The following is a 13,019-nucleotide window of genomic DNA, read 5'->3' as shown; positions in this document are numbered from 1 at the left end:
GCAAAGGGAGACTCAATACGACAAGTCTTTAATCGATAATCCTAATTTCTTCAGCATTTCTATCGTTTCTTTCTTCTCATCATGAGAAAGAGCTGACATCAGTTCATGAATACGATTTTCGTGATTGGGGAATATCTCATCAATTAACTTTCTGCCGCTTTCTGTTATTTGAGCATATGTGACCCGACGGTCCTTAGGACAAGCATTGCGCTTTAGGTAGCCCTTTTGTTCAAGCTTATCCACCACGTACGTTATGCTGCCGGAAGCTAATAGAATCTTTCCGCCAATTTGTTGCAAAGGCTGATCTCCCTTATGATAAAGAAGCTCCAGGACGGCAAATTCAGTAGGGTTTAAACCGTTCTCCTGAATGTTTTTATTTATCTCTTCATTTAAGGCTTTGAAAGCTCTTGACAAGACAATGAAAAGCTTTAATGATTGTTTCGTATCCTGAGGTTCATTCATGGCATTCATTCCTTTAAAAATTAAATATCTCAGTTTCAAAATATTATACAAATAAAAGCTGTTATTGTCAAACATGATAGACTCCTCAGTATTTAATAAACGAAGGACGGTTTGCATATTGCGCACCGTCCTTCGTTTATCAAATAACGACAAATTAAGTTGATTGTTTTGGTATTCGTGTGGATATTGTCGGAGATTTGTTTTCTCTGGTAAACCTTTAATGATGAGGGAAGATCTTGATGAATAGTCTCAAGAAGCAGTTCGTTTTAATAAGTTCTTAATGTATTGCCCAAATTCGTTTGATGTTTCTTGGAGGGTTAATGATACGATCTTATTTGTGCACTTTTCATAGTCGTTCAAAAGCTGATCTAATTGCTGACTGCATTTGACTGTCTCCGCTGCACATAATCCTAAACTCTCTCCCAACCCAATCATTTCTGAACGTTTTTGATTAATTCTCATTAATAACCACTTCTGTTTTAGTAGACGACCCATTTCTAATAAACTCCTTTTTAGCTCCTAGCCTTTATTAAGTTAAATCGTTACTTGAGCATTATCGCAAGTATTATTAGAAAAGTAAATAGATTCGCAAAACAAGACAAAATAACTAGTAATGTTTCTAAATTAGACATTTTCCGCCAAATATCTCCCCTAATAAAAACAAAAGGATAGACAATCGATTCTACTCTTTGTCTATCCTGAAAAATATATTAATAGATTGGTACCCAGCCCTCCTGTGTGACGAATATGCGGACGGCAACTACTTGCTTGTCTTCACTTAATGTGAAATAATGGCGGATGTTTTCAGGGACTGAAATTAAGTCACCCGGGTTTAGATGCACTTCAAAGAAATCACCATCACTCCCTTGAATGACAAATACACCATGGCCGTTTACAATAAAACGGACTTCATCATCTGTGTGATGATGCTCCTGTTGGAAATTCTTTAAAAGCTCTTCAAGATTTGGTGTGCGTTCGGACAGGGAGATCACATCCCAAGCCTGATATCCTCTTCGCTCTGAAATGTCTTCAATCTCCTCTTTAAAAGTAGACAGGATTTCCGCTTTATCATCTTCGGTTAAAGCGTATTGGTTCCTTAGACCTTCGACCAGCTTTTCGATATTCCAATGCTCATATATGACTCCTTGTTCGCTTAAATACTTCACTACTTCTTCCTGATTATCAATGACTTGATTTTTCCCTTGGATTTTAATTGTCGTCATATTCTGACTCCTCCTTTAGTAATTGGCCTCGTATTCGTTAAAGATAAAAGAGTGAGTTGATATTGAAATAAAAACTCACAAGCTTCCAATAGTTTCTTAGCTTCAAAACCGGTTCTCCCCCATACCGTTATTCCGTGGTTGCGAATGAGCACCGCCCCTTTGTCTGCTTTAATAAACGACTTAAACTCCCCGGCAAGCGTCGGGATATGTGCATGATTACGAATAATTGGAATGGATAAAGAATCATCTTCCTCCCATTTATCCCACGCTTTAATTAATTCTTGGTTTCTAAATGTGACGATACCTTCATCTCCATACAGTTCACTGATTACATTATTTGCCACAGTATGGACGTGTAAGCTGCATCCTGCTGAGCTTTCTGTGAAAACATTACTGTGCAGCAATGTTTCGGCCGATGGTCGTGCAGGAGTATCCTGGGTAGCCTCACCACGAGCATTTACAAGCAAGAAATCTTCATCGGTTTGCTTCTTTTTATCCTTTCCACTTGCCGTAACCAGGAAAGTAACTGGTGAAGAACTCACTCGTATCGCAAGGTTCCCGCTCGTTCCCATAAACCAATCCCTCTCTGCCAGTTCCCTTTTGATAACAGCGAGCTCTTCCCATTGAGATTGATAGGAATTCATATTTTCACTCCTTTTTCAATGACGTCCATGCAATCGTGAAAGGATTCAAACGGATGATAGGGGATTCTTTTTTCTTCGCATGTATGTGCCAAATAGTCTCTGGCGATCACAGTATCTCCAAGCTTTGCCATTTCAATATCTGTGACAGAATCCCCTATCACAACGACCTCAGTATCTTCTGTTAAAGACAACCTCCTCAAGATGGAAGGCTTGCAGCATCCACAACCTTTACTTTCACAGTGATCATCGCATGGATGTGGCCAATGAATCCCTATGGATGAGTCGTTAAAGCTTGCTTCATTACAATAAATCCCATTAAAAGGCCCATAATCTTTTAGTAAGGGACGAACAAAAAAGTCCATTCCACCGCTAACGATATACAAAGGAATCTCATGTTCCTTTGTATAATCTACAAATTCCTTAAACCCTTTACGTATGACTGCTGTGTCTAATAGATACTGAACCATTACCTCTTTCTGTGATGAAGGAATAAGTGAGAACAGCTTGCTCACTCCTTCTTTAATGGACAATGACTGATTTAAGATGTCGTCTTTAATAGGTTCCCATTCTGGAGGAGCAAAGTTTTTCATCAATGAGATGATATTATCGGTTTCTGTAACCGTTCCATCAAAATCACAGAAAATGATCGGACGCGTCATTATACCTTTACCTCCTCTCCCCATTGGGATAGTGCTTTACGAAGCTCATCATGGGTATCTGCTGCATCTGAGAGAGACTCACCCCTTAAAACTGCTTCAATTGCTTGGACGAATGCCTTTCCTCCTCCAATTGCCCCATCTGGATGACCATGGATGCCACCACCTGCATTAATGACACAATCTAAACCAAAATCCTTCACTAAAAGGGGCACAAGCGCAGGATGAATGCCTGCTGACGGTACGGGCAATGCTCTTCTTAAATGATCGTCATCCTTCGTTAACTCATGGCTTACGGATATAGCTTTGCTCTTCTCTAATGCGACACTTCCGTATGGAGATGGAAATAAAGAAAAATCAGCTCCGGCCATTCGTAGGAATTTCCCTAACCATAAAGAATAGCTCACACCATATGCAGGAGATGAAGCAACAGCACCTGCGAATGCAGGATGTGCCATAATCGGCAATCCGATCTCAGGGTCCTCCCTCAACTCTTGAAGAACATCCAGGCCGTAAGAAAATACATTGAATAAAAGGGCATGGGCTCCAAGTTCACGTGCTTTTCTTGCTTTATCACGTAATTCTGAAGTCCTTCCTGTAAGGTTTACTGCATACAACGTTTTCTTACCTGTCTCTTCAAACAGCTCCTGTAACACTCTTTTCCCTATATTGATCCTCTCAGTGAAAGGTGTCAGTGGATTATCAAAGAGAATCTCATCGTCTTTTACTACATCAACTCCCCCAAGTGCCTGGGCCTTTAATTGAGTTTCAAGGTAGTTAAGATCCCTGCCGATCACGCCTTTAAAGATGCTCATTAACAGGGGTCTTTCTTGTACACCTGCTAGCTCCCTGATTCCTTCTATTCCAAACCGTGGACCAGGATAGGCTTTTTTCAAGTCACTGGAAAACTCTATATCTACTAATTTCACTTCACCATCAAGGGACAGCTTGCCGAATACCGTAGCAAGGATGGCTGGAATATCATTTGAATAATTATGACCGGGATAGCCAATTTCCACCTTGCCTCTCGGGCCATCTTTGCCTTCCCACTCTTTCACGGAAACGACTCTCCCCTTGTATTTGCGCAATTGGTCCTGTTCCAGGAGCGGTAAGTCCGTCCATGAACCGACCGTCAATCCCAGGGCGATCCCCTCTGCCTTTTTGTCAAATGATCCACTATTTCCTTTTATTTCATATGTGGCTATCACTTCACTCATTGTTGTCCTGCCTCCTTTTGAAATTGCTATTCTTAGCCGCAAGTTGATTTCATAAGCCTGGGCAAGCAAAAAACCTCTTCCAAATAAGAAGAGGTTTGATAAAGTCACTCTTTCTTATCTGTCAGCTTTATTGCTGCAAGAATTAGCACCGTGCTTGAATAAGTCGGTTGCCGGGCTTCATAGGGCTGGTCCCTCCGCCTGCTCTTGATAAGAATTTCATTATTCATTATTTCAGTTGGATTATTGCACCAATTATAACTTCTGTCAATCCCTTTTATGGAATAATTCTAAATTTTCTATACGCGAAACCGCTTCTCTTATCCGCTGGTTTGAGGTTAAGAGCCCTACACGTACATACCCTTCTCCGAATTCTCCAAAGCCTACACCCGGGGCTACAGCAACTTTGATTTTTTCAAGTAAATAAGTAGAGAACTCTACAGATGTGAAGCCCTCAGGTACTTTTAGCCAGGCGAAGAAGGAGCCTTGTGGAGCTTTTACATCCCACCCTATTTCCTGAAGTCCGGAGATTAATAGTTTTCTTCTTTCTTCGTATGTTGAAACCAGTGCATGCACACATTCCTGGGAACTTAAAAGCGCTGTGGTAGCCGCTTCCTGAATGGCTCCGAACAGACTCACATATAAGTGATCTTGAAGGAGGTTAATCGCTTCAATGACACTTTTATTCCCTACTGCAAACCCCACTCTCCAGCCAGCCATATTATACGTTTTCGATAATGTATAAATCTCAATCCCCACATCCCTTGCTCCATCTGTTTCCAAGAAGCTTATGGGCTTATTTCCATCAAACCCTATAGCTCCATAGGCAAAATCATGTACAACACAAATATCATGCTGATTGGCAAGAGTGACTGTTTCTTCAAAGAATGATTTTGTGGCGATCGCTCCAGTAGGGTTATTAGGGTAGTTCAGAAACATTAGCTTCGCATTTTCCAGCTCGTTACGGGAGCGTTCACTATAATCGGGAAGAAATCCATTCTCCTCTCGTAGAGGCATTTTTATCATTTGTGCTTCTGCCAATGCTACCCCTGATAAATAATCGGGGTAACCGGGATCGGGCACCATTACCCCATCACCAGGATTCAATAAACATTGAGGGATTTCAACTAACCCGGCCTTTCCTCCGAACAGCACAGCTACCTCTGTTTCCGGATCTAATTGCACACCATATTCACGCAGGTAGAAAGTAGCAATCGCCTCTTTAAAGGACGATAAACCGCGAAATGGAGGATACTTATGATTGGACGGGGAAGCTGCTGCTTCTGTCAGTTTTTCCACAATATGTGAAGGAGTAGGTTGATCCGGATTTCCCTGGCCCAAATTAATGACATCATGTCCCTCTTTGACCACAGCATTCACTGTTTTAGCGAGGGAAGCAAAAAATTGTTCAGGTAATAAATCTAATCGCTTTGCTTTACTAAAGGTTTTCATACACTCACCCACTACATTTTTTTGAAAATTAATTACTTTCAAATTCTAGTCACAAATGATATAACGGAAAGTAAAGAATGTAAAGGAATAAATTCCAAAAAGTCCTTAATGAGGTGAACGAAATGATTCAAAAGATAGGTCTTGCACAGATGGATATTGTGTTCGGACATCCCGAAGAAAACAAGAAAAAAGTAGAACAATGGGTTGAAAAAGCAAGTGACGACGGCTGTAATACTGTTGTGCTCCCTGAGCTGTGGACGACTGGATATGACCTTACAAGAATGGATGAAATCGCTGATGAAGGAGCAAAAGACTCTATCTCCTTCCTGTCTGCCCTATCAAAGAAATATTCTATTCACATTGTAGGTGGTTCTGTTGCGCAGAAAACGCAGGATGGGGTGTCCAATACCCTTTTAGTCACCAATTCAAAAGGCAAGTTGGTGAAACAGTATTCGAAGCTCCATTTGTTTAAATTAATGGATGAACATCATTATTTACTTCCTGGGCATGAAGATGGCATCTTCACCCTTCAAGACACAGAGATGGCCGGATTGATTTGTTACGACATCCGTTTCCCGGAATGGTTCAGAAAACAAGTTCTACTAGGTGCCAAGGTTGTTTTTGTCGTAGCAGAGTGGCCTGCAGCACGAATTGATCACTGGCAGGCCCTCTTAAGGGCAAGAGCGATTGAAAACCAATGCTTCGTGATTGCCTGCAACCGGGTGGGAAGTGACCCGAACAATGAATTTGGCGGTTGTTCCCTCATCATTGATCCATGGGGGGAAATTCTTTCAAAGGGATCGCAAATGGAAGAATTGGTTACGGCTGAAATCAATTTACAGGAAGTAGAAAAGGTCCGAAAGAAGATTCCGATATTCCAAGATCGAAGACCGGATTTTTATTAGAAAGGTTATTTTTCCAATAAAAATGTTGACATGGAAAATACTTCGATGGTACTATTCAAATCAAATGAAACATTCTGAAAGTTTAATTAAATAGTTAACGCAACTCTTATCAAGAGCTGGCTGAGGGATTTGGCCCTATGAAGCCCAGCAACCGACCATAATACCGTTGTATAACGGGGCGCAGCATGCGCCGGATTGAATGATCCAGTAAGGCACGGTGCTAATTCCAACAGAAAGATAGTCTTTCTGAGAGATAAGAGGCGACGAAGATACCTTCTTCAAGCCTCTTTCGAACATGAAAGAGGCTTTTCTTATGCCACGGAAAAGCCTCCACAACACAGTCTTTCATAAGTCTGTAATATAAGGAGGAACGATGATGGCAATTACGAAACTCAATGCATATCAACCACTAACTGAACAGGCGGCAATTGCACTGGCGATTGGCTTAAGAATTTTTGAGGACGGCACTCTCTTAACGTGTGAAGAAATTGGAGACGGAAATTTAAATCTGGTCTTTCGAGTATTAGAACGGGGAACAGGTAAAGGAATCATCATCAAACAAGCCCTTCCATATGCGAAGGTTGTAGGCGAAAGCTGGCCCTTGACAATCGAACGGGCAAGAATAGAAGCGAGTGCCCTTAAGCTTCAGCAATCATTTGTAGGGGATCTCGTTCCTGAAGTGTACTACTCTGATCCGACACTTGCGATTACAGTCATGGAAGACCTGAGTGCACTGACCATTGCCCGGGTCGGCCTTATCAAAGGGGAAAAGTATCCCAGGCTCTCCCATGACATTGGAACATTTTTAGCTAATACCTTATATTTCACCTCTGATTATGCCCTTCATCCTTTTAAGAAAAAGGAGTACGTGAAAGAATTTTCAAATCCTGAGTTGTGTAAAATCACTGAGGACCTAGTATTCACGGACCCTTTTTTCAACAGTGAAACCAATGATTTTGAAGAAGAGCTTTCCCAGGATGTCCAACATTTATGGGATGATTTCACCTTGAAGCTTGAAGTGGCCAAATTGAAAAAGAGCTTTCTTACTGAAGGAGAAGCACTTCTTCATGGAGATCTTCATACGGGAAGCATCTTTGTAGATAAGAATCAAACAAAAGTAATTGATCCCGAGTTTGCCTTTTATGGACCGATTGGCTTTGATATTGGACAGTTCATTGCCAACCTTATTTTCCAGGCCATTTCAAAACCTGAAGAGAAGGAAACGATTCTCTATCACATTGAGAATACCTGGAACGTCTTCTCCACTGCGTTCTCCAAGCATTGGAAGGAAAGCGGAGACGCCTACACGAAAGTGAATGGCTACCTTGAATATGTATTGGAGAAGAGCTTTCAAGACAGCATCGGTTTTGCAGGATGCGAATGCATCAGAAGAACGATCGGCCTCGCTCATGTAGAAAATCTGGATGGCATACCGGATAAAGTACGAAGATTACAGGCAAAGCGGACCTGCTTGACACTCGGTAAGGAACTGATAATAAAACGAAAACAGATCTTTTCGATCGAAGAGCTTCTGTCCATATTAAAGTCCCATTCTGAATAACCAAAAGGAGATTATCATGACACAAACATTGACCATACCAACTTCACTAGAGTGGCATGAAGATTATTTATTGATTCTTAACCAACAAAAACTGCCTAACATAGTGGAGTACATTAAACTGACGACGATTGAAGAGTATTATGATGCGATTATCACACTAAAAGTGAGAGGTGCACCTGCCATTGGCATCACGGCTGCTTACGGTTTAGCCCGGTCTGCATGTCAGTATGAAGTAAAAACGCTAGAGGAATTTATCGACCTGTTTCAACGTGACAAAAAATATCTCGCAGATTCACGCCCTACAGCAGTCAACCTGGTTTGGGCTTTGAACCGTTTAGAAAAGGTATTAGAGAATGTTTCTTCAGTTAATGAAGCTAAAACCAATTTACTCCATGCTGCCATCCAGCTTCATGCAGAAGATGAGGCAGTCTGCCGTCTTATAGGAGAAAATGGTTTGAGTGTATTGAAGGATAAAAAAGTCGTGATGACCATCTGTAATGCCGGGTCTATTGCAACGAGTAAATACGGTACAGCATTGGCCCCTTTTCATTTAGGAAGAGAAAAGGGAAAAGTGTTTCAGGTTTATGCATGTGAGACACGGCCCGTTCTGCAAGGAGCCCGTCTGACATCTTGGGAGTTACAGCAATCAGGAGTAGATGTCACCCTCATCACAGATAGCATGGCTGCCCATACCATGAAAGAAAAAGGTGTAGAAGCCGTGATTGTCGGGGCTGACCGGATTTCTGCCAACGGGGATACCGCAAATAAAATCGGAACATCCATGCTTGCCATCTTGTGTAAACATTTCAATATACCCTTTTATGTCGCTGCTCCTTCTTCCACATTCGATTTATCCAGCTTCAATGGAAACGATATTCCCATTGAAGAGCGAAACCGGGAAGAGATTACGACGGTCGGCGGGAAGCTGATTGCGCCAGAAAACATTCCTGTTTATAATCCAGCATTCGATGTTACTTCTCATGAACTGATTACCGGCATCATTACAGAAAAAGGTATCCTGTACCCTCACTTCGAGGAAAGTATTCAACATACCATAGGTGTAAAACAATAGCCAAAAGAAGAGCTTACTATTGCTCTTCTTTTGGCATTCATCTTATTCCCCGAATAACTTTGTCGACGCCCACATTTCCCTCGGATTCACTTCATAAATGCTATTTTCCCGGTACATAAACTGATGAATGATACATTCTCTTCTTAAGGTTGCAAAATCTTCATGAAATTGCTGAATATATTCATTCAAATCTTTTTCCTTATATTTTTCTCCCACCTTTAATCCTTCCACCATATGTTCCAAAATAAATAATTTCTTCTTTTGTTGAGAAGGAATCGTTTTGATCCGTCCATTCTTGTCCAAGAAATTATTCATAACCTTTTGTTTTTCTTTCAATAGCTTCTCTGACATCACACTTTCCCCTTCCTCTCCCTGAGCAAACTGATGAAGGACATTTCCATGATGACTCAGGACTTTTTTATTCAAATAGTAGTAAACCGTGTTCTTCTCTCTTCGTGAATATACAAGGTTGCACTCTTTGAGTTTCGTTAGGTGATGGGATATTGTCGGTGCGGTGAGTCCCAGTTTTCCCGCAATGGCTCCTACGTGCAAGCTTCCTGACGCCAGCAAATAGACAATCTTGATCCGGGTCGGATCCCCCATCGTTTTATGAAAAGCCACCTGTTTACTTAATTGCAAAACCTGTCTTCACCTCTCTGATTAGATTACTATCTAATTAGATAATAATCTAAATAGATAAAGGAATCAATCACTAATTAATACAACGAGGCTGGGACAAAACTAAAAAACCACGATAAAAAGACGAACAATAGAAGTGTAGGTTCTTCATACCGCTAATGATTTCCGTGCAAGACTACGCTCTCCGCGGGTAGCCCGGGAGCCTCCTCGGCAAGCCTGCGGGGTCTCACATAAGCTACTCTTCCCGCATGAGTCTTCGTCTTGCACTCCAATCAACCGCTGGAAACAGCTAAAATCAAATTTCGAAAATAAATAATAAACCCGAACAAATCTGCACACTAAGAAGCAGGTTTGTTCGGGTTTGACTTAGGCTAAGTCCCAGCCTCGTTTTTATTCTATTTTTCTAACAACAATAAGGTTTCTTTCTTATCAACCTGCTTACCGGCATAGCCTGTAAGTGTATTATTCTTTCCGATGACACGGTGACATGGGATGATGATGGGGAAACGGTTTGCTTTATTTGCTTGCCCTACTGCCCTGACAGCTTTAGGTCTTTGAATCGCTAGGGCTACATCCTGATAAGACCGGGTTTCACCAAATGGAATCTGTTGCAGGGTGTTCCATACATCCTTCTGAAAAGCCGTTCCCTCTATCTTTAGAGGAAGATCGAATTCTCTTCTCTCCCCCTTAAAGAATTCCGTGATCTGTTCTTGTGCTCTTATTAATATTGGATTCTCAGTGTAAAAGTCTTCTCGTGAATCACTTTCTAAAAATTGCACCAAAATTAGATGGCTCTGATCCGCTTGAAGTTCTAACTTTCCAATCGGGCTCTCCATTACAATAGAATCATATGACATTATACAGGACTCCTTTACGATTTAGGGAGATAAATGTGGAAGATCGTTCCTTCCCCGACGATACTCTCAACCTGAACGCTTCCTTTATGCTCTTTAATAATTTTAAAGCTTACCATCAGGCCAAGTCCAGTTCCCCGTTCCTTCGTTGTGTAAAAAGGTTCACCAAGCTTTTTAATCTTATCCTTTGATATCCCGCCCCCCTGGTCTTTTATGCGAATGTGAATCATTTCATCATCCGTCTCTTGGATCCGGATGGAAATGAATCCACCGTCCGTCATGACTTCAATAGCATTCTTGATGACATTAATGAATACCTGCTTTAACTGATTGGGCTCTGCGATGATGGTTGGGAGGTCCGCTTGGTAACTCTCCTCATATTGCACATTATGCATGACTGCCTGAGCACTTAATAGTTCAACAGTATCTTTCATGATCCTGATTAAATTCGTTTCTTGATATTGAATCGCCTGTGGCTTTGCTAATACCAGGAACTCAGTAATGATGGATTCAATTCGCTGAAACTCAGAAGTAATCACATTGAAGTACATCTCATGATCTTGACCCACACTATTTTCCAACAATTGAATAAAGCCTTTAAGGGCGGTCATTGGATTTCTGATTTCATGGGCAATCCCTGCAGCAAGCTCCCCAACCACACTCAATGTATCAGACTTTCTCAACTGCTCCTGCATTTCAATTTGTTCTGTAATGTCACGAATGATCGTTAGATTTAAATTAGAGAGTAAATTGTACTTGGATGAAAGCTCAATGTATTGAACCTTATCCCTATGAGAAGTCAATGTTTTTAAAAATGTCGCCTGCCCGTCTTCTTTCAATTGTTGTAAGTATTCATCATAGGGCTCTTCACCGGGTTCTATATTCAAAATTTCACGTACATCTTTACCGATTAGGTGGTCTTTCTCGATGTCAATGATCTTACTCACTTCAGGATTTGCGTCTACGACAACATAATTGTGATTGGTAAGGATCAGGCCGTCCAGTGAACCTTCGAAAATCTTCCTGAACCTCTCCTCGCTTTCCCGTAGTTCCTTTTCCATTTGATAACGCTCACTGACATTTCTGAAGATCGTCATGTTATACCCATCTACGGAATGAAGTTTAGAAGTGAATTCCAAATGCTTTAACTGATTGTTAGGCATCAGAAACAGTACTTCATCCCTTACTGCACCGCTTCTGTTTAACTGTTCCATGACTAAATCAAACTTTTGGCTTTCCAGAGGATAAACAAAGTCACGGATCCTCTTCGAAAGAAGCTCTGAAAGGGAGCATTCAAAGATCTTCAGAGCAGAAGAGTTCGCTTTAAGTACTCTGCCATCCTGATCCCATAATACGATCGCATCAATCGCTTCTTCAAATAAACCTTTAAACAACTCTTCGTTTCGTTTTAATTGAATCTCCATCTGCCTCTTCTCGGTTACATCCCTAAGAATGGCCATATGAAGCTTGTGATGCACATACGGACTTGTGGTGAATTCCACAATTGAAATGCTGTGTGATTTTTTTATTGGAATTTCCCCACGGGCTTTTTTGTTTTGAGAAATCAGTTTTTTTATCTTTTTAACCTTATAATGCGCACTTTTAGGGATAAATGAGCTTATGTTCCTGTTTGTGATTTCATCCTTTTCCAATCCGACTTGTGAACTGAACGCCTGATTCACGTCGTTAATATTTCCTTCTATATCAAAGAGAACAATTCCTTCTGATGCATTTTGAAAAATATTCGATAACAAATGGACATTCATATGATCTTTCCGCTCTTTTTCCTTTAGTGCCGTTACATCTTTGAAATACAAATAGGCATTAGGAGAAATGATCGATTTTTTAAGCAATAGTTCAATATGGATGATTTTCTTATCACTAATATTCATTAAGGTTTCATCTTCAAGGTTCTTTCCGGTTTCCATTACTTCCTTATAATGAGCCACAATCGGGGCTGGAACTGAAGAAAAAAAGTTACTGAACAGTGTACCTACAATCCTATCTTTCGTGGTCTGCAGTGTTTCACATGCTTCTCCATTGGCAAAGACAATTTTCAACTCTTTATTGATCACGAACATCGGCATGGGTGATGCTAAGCAAATTTCCCTATCGACGGGATGACATTCTTCCTTATTCAACTCTTTCTGCAAATTACTACTATTAGTCATTTCCTCATCCCCCTACTATTTTAAAAGACGACTATTGGCTCAGGTCATTATAGAGTCCGCATAGCTTCCCATACTATTGGTGATAATTAACAGTGAAATTCATGTTTTACTCATTGTATCCTAGGGTAAGAATGAATTAGGATAAATCTATTCTAAGAGATGGTGA

The 13,019-nt window shown here is 40.9% G+C and carries 13 protein-coding genes and 2 riboswitches; of the genes, 3 read left to right on the top strand and 10 right to left on the bottom strand.

From position 1 onward, the window contains the following. Positions 1-12 precede the first annotated feature (12 nt). From ACYH0O_RS09165 to ACYH0O_RS09135, 7 genes are all read right to left on the bottom strand, one after another. Positions 13-471 (bottom strand): MarR family winged helix-turn-helix transcriptional regulator, encoded by a 459-nt coding sequence (locus ACYH0O_RS09165; RefSeq protein ID WP_482632532.1) that lies wholly within the window; start codon positions 469-471, stop codon positions 13-15. Positions 472-711: 240 nt separating this feature from the next. Then, positions 712-957 carry an aspartyl-phosphate phosphatase Spo0E family protein gene (locus ACYH0O_RS09160; protein ID WP_262481666.1) on the bottom strand — a complete coding sequence of 82 codons (246 nt, stop codon included), beginning with the start codon at positions 955-957 and terminating at the stop codon, positions 712-714. A 215-nt stretch (positions 958-1,172) separates the two neighbouring features. Then, on the bottom strand, positions 1,173-1,685 hold the full coding sequence (locus ACYH0O_RS09155) for a 1,2-dihydroxy-3-keto-5-methylthiopentene dioxygenase (RefSeq protein WP_149155318.1): 513 nt from the start codon (positions 1,683-1,685) through the stop codon (positions 1,173-1,175). Then, positions 1,682-2,329: a methylthioribulose 1-phosphate dehydratase gene (locus ACYH0O_RS09150; protein WP_482632023.1), complete on the bottom strand. Its 648-nt coding sequence runs from the start codon at positions 2,327-2,329 to the stop codon at positions 1,682-1,684. Before ACYH0O_RS09150 ends, ACYH0O_RS09155 begins: the two co-directional genes overlap by 4 nt. Beyond that, the gene (locus tag ACYH0O_RS09145; RefSeq protein WP_482632022.1) at positions 2,326-2,988 is read right to left on the bottom strand and encodes a 2-hydroxy-3-keto-5-methylthiopentenyl-1-phosphate phosphatase; all 663 of its coding nucleotides are present in this window, start codon (positions 2,986-2,988) and stop codon (positions 2,326-2,328) included. Before ACYH0O_RS09145 ends, ACYH0O_RS09150 begins: the two co-directional genes overlap by 4 nt. Then, complete coding sequence (locus ACYH0O_RS09140; protein WP_482632021.1) at positions 2,988-4,202, bottom strand: 2,3-diketo-5-methylthiopentyl-1-phosphate enolase; 1,215 nt, start codon at positions 4,200-4,202, stop codon at positions 2,988-2,990. Before ACYH0O_RS09140 ends, ACYH0O_RS09145 begins: the two co-directional genes overlap by 1 nt. A 111-nt stretch (positions 4,203-4,313) precedes the next feature. Then, a riboswitch (SAM riboswitch) is annotated at positions 4,314-4,416 on the bottom strand. 50 nt (positions 4,417-4,466) lie between these two features. Beyond that, positions 4,467-5,651, bottom strand: coding sequence for an aminotransferase class I/II-fold pyridoxal phosphate-dependent enzyme (locus ACYH0O_RS09135; protein WP_482632020.1), 1,185 nt, complete (start codon positions 5,649-5,651; stop codon positions 4,467-4,469). Positions 5,652-5,773: 122 nt separating this feature from the next. Between ACYH0O_RS09135 and ACYH0O_RS09130 the strand changes: the two genes are divergently transcribed. The 3 genes from ACYH0O_RS09130 to mtnA all read left to right on the top strand — a co-directional run bounded on the left by ACYH0O_RS09130 (position 5,774) and on the right by mtnA (position 9,189). Further along, positions 5,774-6,556, top strand: a complete 783-nt coding sequence (locus tag ACYH0O_RS09130; RefSeq protein WP_482632019.1) for a carbon-nitrogen family hydrolase — start codon at positions 5,774-5,776, stop codon at positions 6,554-6,556. A gap of 103 nt (positions 6,557-6,659) precedes the next feature. Continuing rightward, a riboswitch (SAM riboswitch) is annotated at positions 6,660-6,816 on the top strand. Between the two features lie 116 nt (positions 6,817-6,932). Beyond that, positions 6,933-8,117, top strand: a complete 1,185-nt coding sequence (mtnK, locus tag ACYH0O_RS09125; protein ID WP_482632531.1) for an S-methyl-5-thioribose kinase — start codon at positions 6,933-6,935, stop codon at positions 8,115-8,117. 16 nt (positions 8,118-8,133) lie between these two features. Next, the gene (gene mtnA / locus ACYH0O_RS09120; protein WP_482632018.1) at positions 8,134-9,189 is read left to right on the top strand and encodes an S-methyl-5-thioribose-1-phosphate isomerase; all 1,056 of its coding nucleotides are present in this window, start codon (positions 8,134-8,136) and stop codon (positions 9,187-9,189) included. A gap of 42 nt (positions 9,190-9,231) precedes the next feature. On the opposite strand, the gene ACYH0O_RS09115 is transcribed toward mtnA, so the two are convergent. The 3 genes from ACYH0O_RS09115 to ACYH0O_RS09105 all read right to left on the bottom strand — a co-directional run bounded on the left by ACYH0O_RS09115 (position 9,232) and on the right by ACYH0O_RS09105 (position 12,853). After that, positions 9,232-9,828: a DUF2087 domain-containing protein gene (locus tag ACYH0O_RS09115; protein ID WP_482632017.1), complete on the bottom strand. Its 597-nt coding sequence runs from the start codon at positions 9,826-9,828 to the stop codon at positions 9,232-9,234. Positions 9,829-10,223: 395 nt separating this feature from the next. Then, positions 10,224-10,685, bottom strand: a complete 462-nt coding sequence (locus tag ACYH0O_RS09110) for a methylated-DNA--[protein]-cysteine S-methyltransferase (RefSeq protein WP_149155309.1) — start codon at positions 10,683-10,685, stop codon at positions 10,224-10,226. A 14-nt stretch (positions 10,686-10,699) separates the two neighbouring features. Beyond that, positions 10,700-12,853: a PAS domain S-box protein gene (locus ACYH0O_RS09105; protein WP_149155308.1), complete on the bottom strand. Its 2,154-nt coding sequence runs from the start codon at positions 12,851-12,853 to the stop codon at positions 10,700-10,702. Positions 12,854-13,019 lie beyond the last annotated feature (166 nt).

The sequence above is a fragment of the Rossellomorea sp. H136 genome (assembly GCF_056838065.1).
The sequence above is the reverse complement of the archived record's forward strand: the minus strand, read 5'-3'. Positions and strand labels throughout refer to the sequence as shown.